Origin of the sequence: Cryobacterium cryoconiti, from assembly GCF_004403065.1 — a bacterium.
Classification (GTDB): Bacteria; Actinomycetota; Actinomycetes; order Actinomycetales; family Microbacteriaceae; genus Cryobacterium; species Cryobacterium cryoconiti.
Genome location: NZ_SOHA01000009.1, coordinates 1 through 17,170, shown reverse-complemented (window position 1 = coordinate 17,170; position 17,170 = coordinate 1). Strand labels below are relative to the sequence as shown.

The 17,170-nt window shown below is 69.6% G+C and carries 12 protein-coding genes; 3 read left to right on the top strand and 9 right to left on the bottom strand.

Annotated elements, in window-relative coordinates:
- Positions 1–28: 28 nt before the first annotated feature.
- Entirely contained in the window at positions 29–1,504 is a 1,476-nt protein-coding gene (locus tag E3T49_RS04585; protein ID WP_134423785.1) for a hydroxymethylglutaryl-CoA synthase, read from the bottom strand.
- A 187-nt stretch (positions 1,505–1,691) separates the two neighbouring features.
- Between E3T49_RS04585 and mvaD the strand changes: the two genes are divergently transcribed.
- Genes mvaD through E3T49_RS04570 form a run of 3 tightly spaced genes read left to right on the top strand, consistent with a single transcriptional unit; the run spans position 1,692 to position 6,105 of the window.
- Entirely contained in the window at positions 1,692–2,702 is a 1,011-nt protein-coding gene (gene mvaD / locus E3T49_RS04580; protein ID WP_198414214.1) for a diphosphomevalonate decarboxylase, read from the top strand.
- 5 nt (positions 2,703–2,707) lie between these two features.
- Complete coding sequence (locus E3T49_RS04575) at positions 2,708–3,769, top strand: mevalonate kinase family protein (protein ID WP_134423784.1); 1,062 nt, start codon at positions 2,708–2,710, stop codon at positions 3,767–3,769.
- Positions 3,766–6,105, top strand: coding sequence for a hydroxymethylglutaryl-CoA reductase, degradative (locus E3T49_RS04570; RefSeq protein ID WP_134423783.1), 2,340 nt, complete (start codon positions 3,766–3,768; stop codon positions 6,103–6,105). Before E3T49_RS04575 ends, E3T49_RS04570 begins: the two co-directional genes overlap by 4 nt.
- 379 nt (positions 6,106–6,484) lie before the next feature.
- Here the strand turns inward: E3T49_RS04570 and E3T49_RS04565 are convergent, their stop codons facing one another.
- From E3T49_RS04565 to E3T49_RS04530, 8 genes are all read right to left on the bottom strand, one after another.
- Positions 6,485–7,135, bottom strand: a complete 651-nt coding sequence (locus E3T49_RS04565; protein WP_134423782.1) for a hypothetical protein — start codon at positions 7,133–7,135, stop codon at positions 6,485–6,487.
- A 102-nt stretch (positions 7,136–7,237) separates the two neighbouring features.
- Positions 7,238–7,612 (bottom strand): hypothetical protein, encoded by a 375-nt coding sequence (locus E3T49_RS04560; protein ID WP_134423781.1) that lies wholly within the window; start codon positions 7,610–7,612, stop codon positions 7,238–7,240.
- Positions 7,613–7,715: 103 nt separating this feature from the next.
- Positions 7,716–9,143, bottom strand: a complete 1,428-nt coding sequence (locus E3T49_RS04555) for an alpha/beta hydrolase (protein WP_134423780.1) — start codon at positions 9,141–9,143, stop codon at positions 7,716–7,718.
- Between the two features lie 33 nt (positions 9,144–9,176).
- Positions 9,177–9,389, bottom strand: a complete 213-nt coding sequence (locus tag E3T49_RS04550; RefSeq protein ID WP_134423779.1) for a hypothetical protein — start codon at positions 9,387–9,389, stop codon at positions 9,177–9,179.
- A gap of 87 nt (positions 9,390–9,476) precedes the next feature.
- Entirely contained in the window at positions 9,477–9,743 is a 267-nt protein-coding gene (locus E3T49_RS04545; protein ID WP_134423778.1) for a WXG100 family type VII secretion target, read from the bottom strand.
- Between the two features lie 126 nt (positions 9,744–9,869).
- Positions 9,870–14,405 carry an FtsK/SpoIIIE domain-containing protein gene (locus E3T49_RS04540; RefSeq protein ID WP_134423777.1) on the bottom strand — a complete coding sequence of 1,512 codons (4,536 nt, stop codon included), beginning with the start codon at positions 14,403–14,405 and terminating at the stop codon, positions 9,870–9,872.
- The gene (locus tag E3T49_RS04535) at positions 14,402–15,211 is read right to left on the bottom strand and encodes a hypothetical protein (RefSeq protein WP_241972647.1); all 810 of its coding nucleotides are present in this window, start codon (positions 15,209–15,211) and stop codon (positions 14,402–14,404) included. Before E3T49_RS04535 ends, E3T49_RS04540 begins: the two co-directional genes overlap by 4 nt.
- A gap of 48 nt (positions 15,212–15,259) precedes the next feature.
- Positions 15,260–16,639, bottom strand: coding sequence for a DUF5684 domain-containing protein (locus E3T49_RS04530; protein ID WP_134423776.1), 1,380 nt, complete (start codon positions 16,637–16,639; stop codon positions 15,260–15,262).
- Positions 16,640–17,170 lie beyond the last annotated feature (531 nt).

The following is a 17,170-nucleotide window of genomic DNA, read 5'->3' as shown; positions in this document are numbered from 1 at the left end:
ACGCCGTACCGGACGGGCGGGGCGGGGCTCAGGCCGTGGGCGGCACGTAGCGGTAGTACTCGATGCCCTGGTCGTAGAAGTCGGGGCCGTTCGCCGTGCCGAGGTGGTCGACCACGAACTGGTCGTCGGCCGGGGCCGGCACGAGATCGCCCGGGCGTCCCTCATGCAGCGCGATGTACTGCGCCTCGGTCAGGTCCACCGGGTTCTCCAGCGCGGTCTCGGAGTTGATCCGCCCGGCGGCGGCCTGCCAGCCCTCGGCGACCCGCATCGGCAGGGCCTCGGCGGCGTCGCCGCTGCCGTAGCCGAGTGCCAGCCATTCCTGGCCGGCGAGATCGAGACCGTCCGTCAGGGCGTGCTGGAGACCGGATGCGAGCCATGCCGGCAGGGCCGCCGTGTAGAGGTTGCCCAGGTCGCGCATGGCGTCAGAGCCGAGGCCGAGCTTCTCGCTGACCAGGGTGTTCCAGAGCTCGGTGCTGCGCAGGTGCTGGCGCAGCCGGCGGGACAGCGGGAACACATCGCCGGTGATCTCGCCGATGTCGGCACCGTTGCCGTGGAACGGCGAGGGTGCGCACAGTTCGGCGAGCAGGAGGTCGGCATCGATTCCGGCATCCGCGCAGTGAGCGCGCAGCTGGTCCCGGCCCGTTTCCTCATCGGCCGCGAGCGTGAACAGGTACGCCATCACCCACCCCGTCGCCGGCATCTGGTGGTACGGGCGGTGCATGAACACGCGGTCGACCTCGGTGAAGTAGTCGAGGGCGTTTCCGGGGCGCTTGCCCAGCAGCGCCGTCATCGCGTGGTGGGTGGCATCGATGTAGCAGCTGGTGGAGTAGCGGCCGTTGAACACGGGCAGGTCCTGCATCTGTCCGTCGTCGCGCGGCGGCTGGCCGCGGAAGCGCGCGAACGGTTTGCGGAAGTCGGCCACGCGGTAGTCGGAGTCGCTGCCGGACCCGGCCAGGTTCACCTCCAGCAGACGCGCCTCGCTCTCCAGGAGCACAGCGACGGCGCCGGCACCCTGGGTGGGCTCACCGCTGCCGCCGCGGGCGTACTCGGCGATGTCGGCGGAGACGACGATGGCCTGACGGCCCACGCCATCCGTCGCCAGGTAGCGCAGCGCCGCCTTGATGCCGTAGACGCCGGCGAGGCAGGCCTGCTTGAACTCGGGCACCTCGCAGTCGCGGGCGAGCAGGGGCAGGCCGTGCGCACTGAGAGCGTCGTTGACCATGCCCTTGACGATGACCGCGCCGGCCGAGTTGTCGCTGCTGGACTCGGTGCCGAGGGCCAGGAGGCCGACCTGGCCGGGGTCGATGTCGTAGTCGCGGATCAGACGCCACACCGCGTTCGCCGCCAGCGTGTAGACGCTCTGGCCCGGACCGCGCATGCGGAAGCTGCGGCCGACGACGTTCTTGACCTTCCCCCACGGCTGGTCGTTCCAGTCGCACCAGTCTTCGAGCTGCACACGGTAGGGCGGCACGAACAGGGAGAATCCACTAATTCCAGGTGTCAACGGTTCCCTCTTCAGGTTTGGCGTGGTTGTTCACCCACACCGGGTCTCAAACGCACCTTTCCATTATCCTCGTCCGGTTGGTGAAAGTGGTGACCAGGAGCAGATCGTCAGCCGCAACCGGCCCGGGGCGCCGGTGCGGAGCCCCGCGAAGCGACTAAAATCGAGGGAACCCGATCGGAGCACCACTGTGGACCAACCCATCGATGGTGGAGCCACCGCCGTGGCCCGCGCACACAGCAACATCGCCCTCGTCAAGTACTGGGGCAAGCGCGACGCCACCCTGAACACGCCCGCCGTCGGCTCGATCTCGGTCACGCTCGACGCGCTCTACACCGACACCCGCGTCACCTTCGTGCCCGGATTGGCCGCCGACGAATTCTGGCTGGCCGGATGCCGGGGCCCGGTCACGCGCATCAGCCACGTTCTCGACCTGGTGCGCGGTCATGCCGCCGGCCTGGGCCTCCCCGCCGCGGGGCACAGCGCCATCGTGTCGTCGACGAACAACTTCCCGACGGGTGCGGGCCTCGCCTCGTCGGCCTCCGGTTTCGCGGCCCTCGCCGTGGCAGCCGCCGGCGCCGCCGGGCTCTCCCTGCCGGCCCGGGAACTGTCGATCCTCGCCCGGCACGGGTCGGGTTCGGCCGCCCGATCGATCTTCGGCGGCTTCGCCGAGATGCACGCCGGCACCGCCGCGGACGGCTCGGACGCCTACGCGGAGGAGCTGCTCGACCGGGAGGAATGGCCTCTGACCGTGGTCGTGGCGATCACCGAGCACGGCGAGAAATCGATAAATTCCACAATCGGCATGAACGAGAGCAAGGCCACGTCTCCGTTCTACCCGGCCTGGCTGGACTCGGCCGACGACGACCTCGACGAGATGCGCGCGGCCATCCGTGACCGTGATTTCGCGCGGCTCGGCGAGCTGTCGGAGTACAACTGCCTGAAGCTGCACGCCCTGATGCTCACGACCCGGCCCGCGCTGATCTACTGGAACGCCGCGACCGTCGCCGCCATGCACGCCGTGCGGGCCCTGCGCGCCCAGGGCTTGCCGGCCTACTTCACCATCGACGCCGGCCCGCAGGTCAAGGTGCTCTGCCTGCCGGGTGACGCCGCCGCCGTGCAGCAGGCCCTGGCGCTCGTGCCCGGCGTGCACGAGGCGCGCATCAGCGCACTCGGCCCGGCCGCCTACCGGCTGGAATGACGGCGATGACGACCCCGACCCCGACGATGCCGACGATCCGGGCCTCCGCACCCGGCAAGCTCTTCCTGTTGGGCGAGTACGCCGTGCTCGAGGGCGCACCCGCGCTGCTCACCGCCGTCGACCGGCGGGTGGAGGTGACGATCGACGAGTCCCGCACGGGCGCCTGGCAGGTCAGTGCACCCAATCTGGGCATCCGTGATCTGACCCTGGCAACGGATGGCGCCCTCCCGGCCGGCCTCACCGACCAGCAGCGGGCCCACCTCCGCGTCTTCGACGAGGTGCGCGCCACCGTGCAGGCCGCGGCGCTGCCGACCGCGGCCCGTTGGTCACTCACCGTGCCCCCGCTCACGATCTCCATCGACAGCAGCGCGCTCTCCCGCGGCGGCCACAAGCTGGGCCTCGGCTCCAGCGCCGCTACCGCCGTGGCCCTGACCGCCGCCCTGGCCCGCGCGTGGGCACTGAGCCTGGATCAGGGCGAACTGTTCCGGCTGGCCCACGCCGCCCACCGTTCCGCGCAGAACGGCGCCGGCAGCGGCGGTGACGTGGCCGCGAGCGTGCACGGCGGACTGATCCGCTACACCCCGGGCGCCGCGATCGTACCGCTCCGTTGGCCGGAGGAGCTCCGCATCTCGGCCGTTGTCACCGGTGAGGGGTCGTTGACCACCCGTCTGGTGGGCCGGGTGGCCGACTACGCCGCCGAGAACCCCGCCGGGCACCGGGCCGACCTGGATCGGCTGGCGCGCCTCGCGGGGCAGGCCGAGGCGGCCCTGGCCGAACCGGCCGACTTCCTGCGCCTGGCCTCCGACTACTTCTCGGCCCTGTGCGAGCTCGATGAGCACGCCCGGGCCGGCATCGTGAGCGCGCGGCACCGCGAGTTGCACGCCCTCGCCCGGCGCGAGGGCGGCGTCTTCAAGACCAGCGGAGCCGGCGGCGGAGACGTCGGCCTGGCCTTTAGCTACGCTGGAGAACCCACCGAGCGTCTTGCCGGGGCACTCGCCCGGGCCGGGGCCGCCATCATCCCGCTCGGCTTCTTCGCCGCCGGCCTACAGGGAGGCACCGCGTCATGAGCCGGTCCCGCATCCCCCGCTTCTACCAGTTGTCGGTCAGCGAGCGAATCGCGCTCCTCGAGCAGCGCGGCGTTCTGAGCACGGATGCCGCCGCGCAGCTCACCGGCGGAACATCCGCCCTCGACGTGGCGGCTGCCGACCGGCTGATCGAGAACGTGATCGGCGTGTTCTCGCTGCCGATGGGGCTGGGCCTGAATTTCCAGATCAACGGCCAGGACTATCTCGTGCCCATGGTGGTCGAAGAGCCCTCCATCGTCGCCGCGGTCAGTTCCACGGCCCGGCTGGTGCGGCAGGCCGGCGGGTTCACGAGCGTCGCCGACGAGCCACTGCTGATCGGTCAGATCCAGGTCGTCGACGTCACTGACCCCGAACGCGCCCGGGCCGACCTGCTCGCGCGCGGCGACGAACTCGTGCACCTGGCCAACAGCGGACATCCGAACATGGTCGCCCGCGGCGGCGGCGCCCGGGGCATCGAGGTCTTCCTGCGCGGTGCGACCGCGCAGAACGGCGTGCTGCTCGTGGTGCACCTGCTGGTCGACACCCGCGACGCGATGGGTGCCAACCTGGTCAACTCCATGTGCGAACGGCTCGCCCCACTGGTGGAGGAGATCAGCGGCGGCCGGGTGTTCCTGCGCATCCTCTCCAACCTCACCGACCGGGCCCTGGTGCGCGCCCGCGCCGTGATCCCGTCCGCGCTGCTCGAGACCGCCGACTACCCCGGCGTTCGGGTGCGCGACGGCATCGTGCTGGCGAACGAGTTCGCGGCGATGGACCCCTACCGGGCCACGACGCACAACAAGGGCATCATGAACGGCATCGACGCCGTCGCCCTCGCCACCGGCAACGACTGGCGGGCGATCGAGGCGGCCGCCCACGCCTACGCCGGCCGCGGCGACGGCTACGGCCCGCTGACCACGTGGAGCGTGAACGGATCCGGCGACCTGGTGGGCGAACTGACCATGCCGCTGAAGGTCGGCACGGTCGGCGGCCAGGTGGAGTCGAACCCGGCTGTGCGCCTTGCGCACACGATCCTCGGGGTGTCCTCGGCGCCCGAACTGGCCGAGGTGATGGCGGCCGTGGGGCTGGCCCAGAACCTGGCCGCGCTGAAGGCCCTGTCCACCAACGGCATCCAGCATGGACACATGCGCCTGCACGCGCGGGCCGTCGCCGCGGCCGCCGGAGCCAGTGGAGCCCGGTTCGAGGAGGTCGTCGAAATGCTCATCGCCGACGGCGAGATCAAGGTGTGGAAGGCGCGCCAGATCATCCAGGCCCTCGACGGGGGCAGCGAGTGCGACCCGGCCGCCCGGTCGGCTGCGACGGATGCCGAGGCGCGCCCCGCGGCATCCGTCGCCCCGACTGCGCCGCACCCCGCGCCCAGCGCAGCACCCGCGCCCAGCGCCCCCGGCCCGGACGCCCACCTCGGCTACGGCAAGATCATTCTGCTCGGCGAGCATTCCGTCGTCTACGGCTACCACGCGATCGCGGCCCCGATCGGGCTGTCCGTGCGCGCGCAGGTCACCCGCCAGGCGTCGCTCCGCGCCCCGGTCATCGCCGACTGGGACAGCGACGGCTCGGTGCGCGAACCCCTTCGCGCGGACCTGTCGCACCGGGTGGCCGCACTGATCGCCTCCCGGCTCGGCGTCTCCGCCGCGGGCGTGCGGGTCGACGTCTTCTCGCACCTGCCGCGCGCCAGCGGCCTGGGAGCCTCCGCCGCGTTCGCGGTGGCGGTGATCCGCGCCGTCGCCGACAGCTTCCAGCTCACGATCAGCGACGCCGAGGTGTCGAGTCTCGCCTTCGAGTGCGAACAGATCGTGCACGGCACCCCGTCGGGCATCGACAACACCGTCGCCACCTTCGGCCGTTCGGTTCTGTTCCAGAAAACGGATGCCCCGGGCGGCCACACGATCCGCGACATCTTCACCCCCCATCCGATCCCCATCGTGATCGGGCTGTCCGGGGTGGAGTCGCTCACCGCGCAGACCGTCGGCCTCGTGCGCACCGCCTGGCAGCGCAACCCGACGCGCTACGACGCCATCTTCAGCCAGATCGACGGACTGGTCCTGGCCGGGGTGGACGCTCTCCGCCGCGGCGACGTCGCCGAGCTCGGCGAGCTGATGAACATCAACCAGGGACTGCTCAATGCCCTGCAGGTGTCGAGCCCGGAGATCGAGGCGCTCGTGGCGATCGCCCGCCGGGCCGGCGCCCTCGGGGCGAAGCTGACCGGTGGCGGGGGCGGCGGCGCCATGATCGCCATCGCCGAGCCCGGCGGCACCGAGCCGATCATGGCCGCGATGCGCAGCGCCGGGTACACCACATACCTCACCGAGATTCGCTAGACACGCGCATTCCGAACCTGTATTCGAGGTATTCACAGGCGGGCATCCGCTGAATCGAGCCGGGGACAACCGGCGTGGCGGCCCGGAATCCACAGGTTTTCCACGGAGTTATCCACACCCCGTATGCCAGTGATTCACAAGGAAGCAGTCAGTTTTCCCATTGCTGTCCACAGGTTTTTCCACAGCCCTGTGCACAGATGTATCTTCGACGTCCGACGCGCCCCACGTGCCCACACCCCCCGCGCCTCGCGGCGCAGGTTGTGGAAGCGGGCGCATGTTCTACCGTGCGCCCGCTTCCACAGGGTGCGCCGCGGGCTGTCGGCGACGGGCGACCCGGCGACGGGCGACCCGGCGACGGATGCGGCGCACCGCCGACCGGTCAGCGGTCCGTGTACTCCGTCGACGACGCGAAGCGCCACACGCCGGCGTCGTCCTGCTGCACGTACAGCGAGCGGGCCAGCCACCCCGGAACGACACCCGTTCCATCGCGGAACTCCTGCGGGTCGTTGCTGCTGAGTGCCGCACCGGGAACGTAGGCCAGCCAGGTCTCCGAGGCGTCGACCTGGGCGCTGTCCACGGTGATCGCCGAGGGCAGGTTGAAGAATGGCGTCAGCGGCAGTTCACCGGCCTCATCCGCCGCGGCGAAGGAGGCCGCAACGCTCGTCACGTAGCCGACCTCGAGGGCGTCGGCGCAATCTGTGTTGCCCGGATCGGCCAGAGTCGTCAGCTGCTCGCGGTAGGCCGGCAGGTACAGCGTGCACGCCCCCGCGAAGTCACCGTCGGCGAGCAGATCGAGGTTGATCTGGATCAGCTGCTCGGCCGCCGTGGCCGCGTCGACTCCCGCCTCCGGCTGCCCGGCGGGGGTCTCCGAGTCCTCCGCGCCGGCGGTCGCCTCCGTGCTGGGCGACGCCGTCGGGTCGTCCGACCCTGCTCCCGTCGCGGTGCCGGCGCAGCCGCTCACGAGCAGCACCGCCGCCACCACGACCACGCCGAAGGCACCTCGGATGCTCGTCGATTGTGTGTGTGTCATGTTTCCCCCTGGTGTGTCGCATGTGAATCGTGTTCAGACATCCGTGCGTACCGGCGTCGGACAGAGCCCCCTCCCGTGGAGGTGGGGACCAGTACCTCCGGCCTAGCGCGCGGCGTCGTCGGGCACGCAGGTGGTCAGACCGTCCAGCGTCATCCCCAGGTCGGCGGCGATGAACGTCAGGTCCAGACCGTCCGGCTTCGACGCCATCAGCCGCATGCTCACGACGGAGCCTTCGTCGATGCGCTCGGTAACCGTGTAACCCAGATCGGTCCAGTGCTCCTTGACCAGAGCGAAAACCTCGCTGCGGTCCGACGGGGCAGTTCCGACCCGGAACGAGCTGTGCTGAACCCCCGCCCCCGCCGACTGAGAGCAACTGCGCGGGGAATCGAGGTCCTCGTCCACCCAGTCACCGCCGACCAGGGTCTGCACGTCGTCGAAAATGGCGTTCAGATTCTCGAGCGATTCGTCTTCGGTCATTGTTGCCTCCGTGCTGGCTGGTTGTGTTCCCGGGATGCCCTGACAGCCCGTGAGAAAGAGCGATAGGGCGAGCACGACGAGTGACGCCGCTCCGATCGGGCGCTTAGCCACGAGACGCCTCGTCTCCCAGCCCGAGGTTCACCAGAGCCGCATTGTTCAGCGACGTCGTGTTGCGATCCAGATATCCGTTGAACAACCAGCTGTCCTCTCCCATTTGCAGATCATGAACGTTGGTCACGCTGGTTTCCCTCTCGTCGACGATCTGATGGTCTGAGCTCAGTCTTTCAGCCCCGAAGGACTCCCAGTACGCTCCCTCACGGCCGCTTCCGAGCAGGCCGAGGCCGGCCGCCGGCAGCGACTCGTACGCCTGGATGGCGTAGACGCTCCCGTCCGGCACGTTCAGGCCGTCGGCACCGCCGATGCTCGTGGCGATGCCGGCCGAGCCGATCGCGACGAAGGCGTCCACGATGCCCTCGGGAATGTCGGCGAGCGCATCCGCGGCCATCGTCGACCCGTACGAATGGGCGTCCACGCTGAGGAATGACCCGTGGTCTTCGTGCCCCGGCCCCGCGTTGTACGAGGCGTCGTAGCCGAGAAGGGCCCGCTCGAAAACGACCGCGCCCTCGCTGGCCCGCTCACCCTTGAAGACGTCGAGGTCGGTGAGACTGGCCATTTCGGGTGCGTCGTAGGCCATCCACGCGACGACGGCGACTCCCCCGGTCAGTCCACGCGCGACCTGCAGGGAACGCTCTTCCACGTAAAGGTCGCGAGCTGCAGCGGTCAGATCCTGTGGCGTCCCCGCCGAGTTGCTGCCCATGCCGGGGGCCAGGAACGTGGCGTAGGCGGCCGTGTCGAGGTTGCCGACGGAAATCGCTGCCAGGGGTGGCGGGCCGGCGGTAAAGCTGATCAGCTGATAGACGCTCTGTGTGTGCTGCCCGACGGCCGTCTTCACAGACTGGAGGTAGTCGAGGTCTTCGTCGTCACCGGATGCCTCGGCAATCCCGATCTGACGGTCGAGTTCTGCTCGATTGGCCTCAGAGCGCGACGTGTAGTCGACTCCCTCGAGATTCCCCACCAGTTCCGGATGCCCCACGACCAGGGCGCGCTGCTCCTCCTCCGACAGGGCGCGCCACCAGGCTGCCACCACGACGGGATCAGCGGTCGGGTCCCCCGCGTAGGCGGCGAGGGCCGCGGCGGGCGTCTGCGACGCCGGGTGGCCCGCTGCTGACGCGATTGCGCCGCCGTCGCTCGCGGCGCGCTGCTGCGCGATCTCGCCGGCGAGGCGATTGACGAGTTCTTCCGCGTGGACCCGAGCGGATTTCACCTGCGCGGCCGCCACGGCCAGGCCGGCCAGCGCCCACGGCGCCAGAATCGGGCTGCCCGGGAGCAGTCCGTAGCCGAGCGGATTGGCGGACGCCTCCCGGGCCCGCCGCATGGTCGTCAGCGCGCCGTCCAGTTCCGCGATCTGGCTGCGCAGAACGGCGACCCGCCCCTCGACCTCGTCGGGATCCATGCCGATGTGGTGCCCCATTCGTTCCCCCCTCGAATGCCGCTGACCCGCGCGTCAGAGCGTGATGAACGCCACCGAGTCGACGATCCCCGCGGCGGTCTGCAACGGCGCCCTGACGGAGTTCCGCCAGTCGTCCTGAAAACGGTCCGCGTCCTGCCCGGCCCACAGGCCCGCATCCGCCAGCTCAGCGGCCGTGCGGCTCAGTTGCGCTTCCGCATTCCGGATCGCAGCCGCAGCACTGCTCAATTCACTCTTCATGAAAAGCATCACAACCCCCTGAAACACACGTCGATCACACCGGTACGAATCAGCGGGGTGGCCGGCCGAAGCCGACCACCCCGCTCACTGCCGGGTCTAGGACGAAGCGGTGCGCTGCTGCTCGGCGTTGCCGCGAGCGGTCATGGCGGCGTCGCGCAGGGCGCTGGAGACGCTGCGCAGGCTCGAGGAGAGCTGGCCGTCCCAGTCGCCTTCGAAGCGGCTGCGGTCTGTTCCGACCCAGGTCGTTCCGCCGAGTCGCGCCTTGAGCGCGGAAATCAGGTTCTCGATGTCGCTCGCCTTGGTTTCGAAGTCCTGCGCGAGGGCGTCGACTTCTTCCGGAACCTGTCCAATAAATCCAGCCATGATCAGACCTTTCTCTCTCTTCTTGGAGACCCCCCACAAAACAGGATCTGTCGTTGCTACAACCTCACACTAGCGAGCCGCGGCCGTGCCGCGCGATGGGGAGAACTCCCCAGAACGGTCACCGCGCTAATCCGCCTGCGCGGTCTGCACCTTGCGCACCCGCCCGGCCTCCACGAACCAGCCTCGCCCGGGCGGGAATTCGTTGCGCTTGACCCGGGGGAACGATGTCTTGAAGAGCAGGTCACCCTCGTGCTGGTCGGGCTGCAGCGCGAACCCGCGGCGGCCGCTGCGCAACTCGTTGGTGAGCGGCCAGGACTGGGTCCAGGTGCTCGTCTCCGATTCGGCGATCACGAAGTGGCTGTTGCGCCGCGCGGCCTTGATCAGCGGTATGAGTTCGGTGTCGACCCCGGTGCCGAGGTAGTCCGACATCGACTCGATCACGATCGTGTAGGAGTTCCCCGCCGTCTGCGGCTCGCTGACAGCGGCGAGCAGGTCGCGTGCGAGGGCGATCGAGGCCTCCGTCGTCGTCGCCGTGCGGAACCAGTTGCCCAGCTGGGCCAGCGGTGATCGGGCGTTGCCGAAATAGACGCACCGGCTGTGGGGAGCGGCCGAGGCCACGCTCGCCAACAGTGCGAGGAGCAGCGAGGTGCGCCCGCTCGACGGCGGCCCGGAGATCATGAACACCCCCGACGGCTCGATGCCCACGGGCTTCAGCGTCTCGTCGCTGATACCGAGTGGAATCCGGTTCGGCACCGAATAGCCGAGGTCGGACAGCAGCACCGAGTCCGTGAGCCGTTCGATGGGAACGGCCGTGACCCGGCCGCCGTAGCGGAGTGTCTTGGCGAGTTGCTCGATCGCCTTGGCCTGCAGAGCCACATTGGGCGTGCCGCCGAGCACTGCGATCTGGGTGACGAGCCCGTCGATCACGGCCCGGCCGGGCGGGGAAGCCGCCGTGAGCACATCCGTTCCCACATCGAGCATGGCGTAGTCGTTGTCGTCGGCAAGCCGCAGGACCACCCGTCGCTGAATGGATGCCGCGACTGCCGGCGACACCGACCCGGGGCGGTCGGCCGTCACCGCCGCGTGGATGCCCACCTGGCGGCCGTCCGAGAGGAGCTGCTGGAAGGCGGTGAAGATGTTCGCCGCGCCGGTGTACTCGTAGTCCTGCCGGAAGGCGGCCATGCCGTCCACCAGCAGCAGGATGCGCTGCTCCTCGGTCTCGCCGGTGAGGGCCCGGTATTCGGTGATGGTGCTCGCCCGTGCCCGGGCGTACCGCTCGATGCGCTCGTCCGCGATGGCGCGCAGCATGCCGAACAGGCGCACGATGCGCTCGGAGTCGTCGCCGTCGATCACCGATCCCACGTGCGGCAGCTCCTCCAGGACCCGCAGGCCGCCTGCCGTGAAGTCGAGGGCGTAGACGACGACGGGCCCACCCTGGGGAGTGACCCCGGCCGCCGCGGCGAGCGTGCGCAGGGCCACGGTCTTTCCGGATGCCCCGGCGCCGTAGATCGCCACGTTGCCGTCCGTGTCGGGACGGAAGTAGATCGGGTGCTGCTTCTGGTTCGCGGGGTCGTCGGCGACGCCCAGCAGCAGTGCGGAATCGGTGCGCTGATGCAGCTTGGCGAGGTCGTACACGGGTGCCAGCTCGTCGAGCCATGGTTTGCGCGGCGCGGGGAGGCTTGCCGCCTCGAAGGCGGCGGCGATGTTCGCCACGAGCCGGGCACTGTCGTTCGGACCGGTTTCATCGGCCTCGGTTTCGGTGCTTCCGGCCGGGCTCTCCCAGACCCGGGCCTGGCCGAAGCCGAGGTCGGTCACGTCGATCCGCGCCCGCGGCTGCACTCCCGCCGTCCAACCGCCGGCATAGCCGGACTGGAAGGGCGTGAGTCGCCCGGGACCCATCTTGACGACGGCCCGGCCCGGGAGGCTCGGGTCGAAACCCGCGGCGATGCTGGACCCGATCACATCCGTGCTGTCGGCGTCATCGGCCATGCGGAGGGCGACGCGCAGGTTCGTGTTGGCGCGGAGGTTGTCTTTGATGACGCCGGCAGGTCGCTGGGTGGCCATGATCAGGTGGATGCCGAGGGAACGGCCGCGCTGGCCGATGTCGACGACCCCGTCGACGAACTCCGGCACCTCGCCGGCGAGGGCCGCGAACTCGTCGATGACCAGCACAAGCGCCGGCGGGCACTCCGGGTCGCCCTGCTTCTCGAGTTCGATCAGGTCCTTGACGCCCTTCTTGTTGAAGAGGCGCTCCCGGAAGTGGATCTCGGCGCGCAGGCTGGTCAGCGCCCGACGCACCAGGTGCGGGCTGAGGTCGGTGACGAGCCCGACGCAGTGCGGGAGGTGCACGCACTCGGCGAACGCGCTGCCGCCCTTGTAGTCGATGAAGAGGAAGGTGACCCGGTCGGGGCTGTATTCGGCGGCCATGCCCAGCACCCACGCCTGCAGGAACTCGCTCTTACCGGATCCGGTGGTGCCGCCGACCAGGGCGTGCGGGCCCTGCGTGCGCAGGTCCAGGTGCATCGCGTCGGGGCTGCCCTGCCCGATCAGTGCACGCAGCGTGCCGACGTTGCGCCGGGCGGTGAAGGGTGGCAGATGCGTCGTGCGGTCGTGCATCGATTCGTTCTGCAGCCACCGGTCCACCACGGCGCCGGGGGTGTGCGCGAGTTCGTCGCCGAGAATCTGCACGAACGACACCGCCCGCGGCAGGTCACTCTCGTCGGCAGAATAGGAGCCGCTGTCGGTGACCGGGGCGAGCGAACGGGCGAATTGCGCCGCGTGCGCGGGGTCGATGACCTGCACGGCCACGTCGGTGAGGCAGACTCCCTCGCGCACGTAGCTCACGGTGGCCCGGGTGCCGGTCGCATCGACCTCGACGAAGGTACGGCAGATGCCGGGGAGGTCGGCGGCCGTGGGTGCCACCCAGATCGGGTAGACCCCCACGTCGGCTCCGCGCTCCAGCAACTGGATCAGGCGCCCGCGGTCGGCGGGGACGTCACCGGCGACCACGACGAGGATGACCGGCAACGGCACCGGAGTGTCCTTGTCCCGGCCCAGGCCTGACGTCTTGGCGATGCCGCTGGTGGAATCCTCGAAGTCGATGGCGTGCAGGGTCGCCCCGGTGACGCCGGCCTGGGTGCTGGACCGGGCCTGCACGATCTCTTCCAGGGCCGAGAGCAGTCTCAGACCGGCGGGCACACTGTCGGCGAGCGGCCAGGCTGCCACCGGGCTCTGCGGGCTCGTCGCGTGCGGAAGCCATTTGATCCAGTCCAGGTCGACGGTCACGCGCGGGTCGATCAGCGCGGTCACGACGAGTTCGGCCGGCGAGTGCAGGGCTGTGGCCTGCACGATCAGCGACGAGGCGTAGCCGATCGACTCGTCGCGCGAGCCGGCGACGCCCAGTCCTCCCGCAATCGGCAGGCTCTCGATCGCCGGCACGCCGTCGATCAACTCGAACCGGTCGACGAGCTCGTCGACCATCGCGTCATACTCGGGCAGCGACGCGTCGTTCGCGGAGCGCCGCTCGACCTGCGACCGCGACGGCAGCCGGCCGATGCCCAGCCGCAACGTCAGGAAGGACCAGTGTTCCGGGCGCCGCACCCACAGCATCCGTTCGCGACCCTGGGCGCCGCTCACGACGTCGGCGAGGGCGGGCGTCTCCTGCAACCGCACCCGACGCTCATTCTCTTCGCCGTCGAGAAGCGTGGCCTCGAGGTCGGCGAACTGGGTTCGAAACCGCGCTATAGAGCGCTTCAGCTTGCGTTTGCGCTCGGATTTCGAGTTGAAGTAGTTGCCGAGCAACAGGATCGGGGACAGCGCGACGAAGACCACCGAGAGGATGCTCTGGGTCACCACGTAGAGCACGACACCGATCAGGAGCGGGGCGATCATGACCAGCCAGGGCAGCCCCTGACCGAATTCCTCGACCGGGGAGGCCGGCGCGGTCAGCTCGAGCCCGGGGAACCGTTCCTCCCGGCGCGGTGACCGGTTGAACGCCCGGGGCGCGCCGACGCGCTCACGCGGACCGGCATCCGCCTGGGGCTTGCCCACCGCGACGACCTCGATCACGCTCTCGCCGAGGGTGAGGCGACCACCGGCCACGAAGCTGACCCGGGCGACGATGCCGCCGTCGACGGTCAGCCCGTTCGCGGAGTTGAGGTCGACGAAGGTGACCATTCCCGGTTCGACTTCGATACGGGCATGGCGCTTCGACACCATGCTGTCGTGCAGCACGATGTCGCAGCTGGAGTCGCGGCCGATGATGAGGCTTCCCGAGGCGACGAGGAACGCCTCGCCCTGCGCCGGCCCGGAGATGACGCGCAGGTCGGCGACGAGATCGACGTCGCCGAAGGCGATCTGGCCGCGCGAGGCGTCGAGGTCGGCCACGGAGACGGCCAGGCCGGACCCGATGTGGGCCTCACCGATCACGCGTGACGGGGAGAGGAGCTCGGCCTCCGCGGCACCGGGCCGGTGGATGCGCAACGTCTGCGCGGTGCCGCCCGACTCGGTTTCGGGGTCGAGCGGCACCGCTCCGGCGGGGCGCTGCGGATCCTTCTCGGCGATGGCGCGGGCGATGTCGCCGAGGGTTGCATTCGGTTCAGCCGTGACGAGGATGTCGTCGCTTGTGCCGCCGGGACGAAGCAGGGTGAGTTTGAGCCTCATGGTGCGATGATCCTTTCGGGCACGCCGGCGTGATCGGTGGAGCCGGTTTGATCGGTGGAGCCGGTGAGAAGAACGTCGAGAAGGTCCAGGTCGTCGACCGTGACGAGCTGCACGAGAAGGGCGTGCTCGACGAGCCGGGCTTTGCGGTTGGAGGCGAGGTTTCCGACACCGCCGCGCAGCCCCTGAATTCCGAACCGGTCCAGCCGGTCGCAGACGTTGTCGAGTTTGCGGTTGAACGTCGTAACCGGCCAGCCGAGGCGTTGCGCCGCGACCGCAGAGGTCGGAATGCCGCTCACCCCGGAGTCGCGTTCCCGCAGAAGAGGTTCGCAGAGAGCGACCAACAGGAGTTTCTGCGACGCCGTGAGGCGAACGTTGCCGACGGTGTCCTCGCCGACGGCGGTCGCCCTATCGGTCGACCGGTACTGGAAGGTCGCGGAGGGGTTGCTGACCAGCACGTCGTAGCTGGTCGGCCCGGCCGTGAACTGCAGCAGGGTGTGCGAGAAGACAATCGGAACCCGCGTTCCCGGGCCCAGCCGGGCTTGGAAAGAGCCATCGCCGGCGGAGAGGCTCACGCTCATATGCTGCCCGACGTTGGAGATCCACCACACGCCGGCCTCCACCTCGAGGCACAGGAACCGCCGGTGCAGGTACTTGTTCGAGTCGATGGCCAGGTCGCCCTCGCGCCCGATAGTGAACGAGCAGGTCGGGTCGAGGTCGTACACGATACCGTCGTGCTCGATCTGCAGGCCCCCATCGACGCCCGGCCTGCTATCCACGGGCCTGCTCTCCACGGGTCTGGTGGCCACGGAGCATCCGCCTGCGACCGGCAACCGGAGACCGGTCGAGTGATGCGGTCATCGCGCGCCCGTCCGGAGGCTGATGCCATAGTCGCCGAGCAGGAAGGACTGCTCGATCACGGTGGGTGTTCCCGTGCTGATTTCGGTTTCCTCACCGGCGGGAGAGGTGACGCAGACGCCGTTGGTGGATGCCAGGTCGGTGATGAACCAGCGTCCGTCCACGTTTTCCAGCCGGGCATGCGTTTTCGAGACGGTGCGGGCCGGGTCGTTGAGCGACACCAGCTGGGCGGCGGGGCTCGTGTGGTCTCGCACCGGTGCTCGGCCGAGGAGGATGACGGTCTCGGTCAGAGCGGTGGTTCCACCCGTGCTGAAGTCCAGGTGCCACATCGGGTGTCGGCGTCGGGAGATCACCGTTTCCTCGATTCCGGGGTCGGAGTCGAGGCCGGGAGCTGTCGGGGCAGCAGCCTGCGCGGGGGCCTGAGCCGCCAGACCAGTGGATGCTGCCGCGAAGGGATGCGCGACAGGGGCAGGCACCGCTCCGGCCGCTCCGCTGGCCACTGGGACCGGGGGCGCCGACGTCGTCGTTGGGGGAGCCTCGCTCACCGGCGTGTCACCCACCGATTGCGCGGGCGGCAGGGGCTGCATGCCGACGACGGGCGGTGCGGTCCACGCAACCGGCCCGGCGGCTTCGGCGGCGGCCGGGGCGCTGACCGTGGCTCCCGGAACGCCGGCTGGCGCGGAGGCTGTCCCCGTCGCCCATGCGACGGGGACTGCAACCTGCACGGGTGCCGGTCGACTGGTCGGAGCAGAGAACGGCACCGGCGGAACGGGCGCGAAGGCCGCCGTGGTCGGAGACGAACCAGCCGGGGCGTCCTCCGCGGGACGGTCCCAGCTGGCCGCGGCTGACGGCGCCGGCGGTGTGGCCGGAGGAACGAACGCGGGAGGAACAAAGGCGGGCACGACGACCGGAGAGCCGGCGACCGCTGACGATCCCGGCGCCGGGTTCGGGGCCGCGGCGACGTCCGGCGCGCGACCGGTGAGCGGCGCAGCCCCCGCGGCAGCCGGGTTCCAGGTGTCCTTCCCGAAGCCGAGGATCAGGACCCAGACCGGGGATACCAGAATCCCGAGAACGGTGAAACCGCCGCTCCGGCCGAACCCACGGTTGATGTTGTTGAGGGCGAGGCACAGGATGACCGCGCCGACGATGTTCACCCCGGGGATGAGCAGAGCAATGACCCAGAGCGCCGGGTAGCCGCCCAGTTGCAGGAAAGTGATCGTATTGAGCACCGGGACCCAGGCCCTCCAGCCCTCGAGGTCGGCCTTGCCGAACATCCGGGACAGCCCAAGGGCCGTGACAACGTAGACCGCGATGGATGCCACGCTGCTGAGCAGAAGCATGACCCCGAGCGCGCCGACGAGAGCATCCGTCTCATTCATCGCCGGACCTCCTCGGAGAGAACCGGTCGCGGCGGTGTGTCGGTTCCATGATGATCGTGCCTTTCGGACGCGCCTGAGTCAGACGAATGACTGGAGAAGTGCGGGCACCGCGCGGCGGGCATCCGTTGGGGCGGCACCGACGGCTGCGCGAGGGTCGTTGCCCGGATTCGCGGCGCACACACACGAGTCTTCAGCATGTCGTCCCCCCAGACCGGCCACCGACGGGGGCGTCAAAATAAAGCTATCAGCCCGATTTCGCGCTGACGAGAGGTTTCGCCCCTCACACCTGCATATTCCCGCCCTCCGGCCCACCCGTCGAGTCCCACCCCCGGTGGTCGAGCCTGTCGAGACCCGGTGGTCGAGCCCGTCGAGACCCGGTGGTCGAGCCCGTCGAGACCCGGTGGTCGAGCCCCACTCCCGGTGGTCGAGCTTGTCGAGACCCGGCGAGCCGACCCGTGACTACTTAGAACACGACTTCGAGTATCTGTCTATAAATATATGACAGACTCTCGACTGCGCGTACGATCTCTG

Coding starts and splice junctions, on each gene's coding strand:
- E3T49_RS04575 (WP_134423784.1), top strand. CDS start 2,708: ATGACGACCCCGACCCCGACGATGCCGACGATCCGGGCCTCCGCACCC.
- E3T49_RS04570 (WP_134423783.1), top strand. CDS start 3,766: ATGAGCCGGTCCCGCATCCCCCGCTTCTACCAGTTGTCGGTCAGCGAG.
- E3T49_RS04565 (WP_134423782.1), bottom strand. CDS start 7,135: ATGACACACACACAATCGACGAGCATCCGAGGTGCCTTCGGCGTGGTC.
- E3T49_RS04560 (WP_134423781.1), bottom strand. CDS start 7,612: ATGACCGAAGACGAATCGCTCGAGAATCTGAACGCCATTTTCGACGAC.
- E3T49_RS04555 (WP_134423780.1), bottom strand. CDS start 9,143: ATGGGGCACCACATCGGCATGGATCCCGACGAGGTCGAGGGGCGGGTC.
- E3T49_RS04550 (WP_134423779.1), bottom strand. CDS start 9,389: ATGCTTTTCATGAAGAGTGAATTGAGCAGTGCTGCGGCTGCGATCCGG.
- E3T49_RS04545 (WP_134423778.1), bottom strand. CDS start 9,743: ATGGCTGGATTTATTGGACAGGTTCCGGAAGAAGTCGACGCCCTCGCG.
- E3T49_RS04540 (WP_134423777.1), bottom strand. CDS start 14,405: ATGAGGCTCAAACTCACCCTGCTTCGTCCCGGCGGCACAAGCGACGAC.
- E3T49_RS04530 (WP_134423776.1), bottom strand. CDS start 16,639: ATGAATGAGACGGATGCTCTCGTCGGCGCGCTCGGGGTCATGCTTCTG.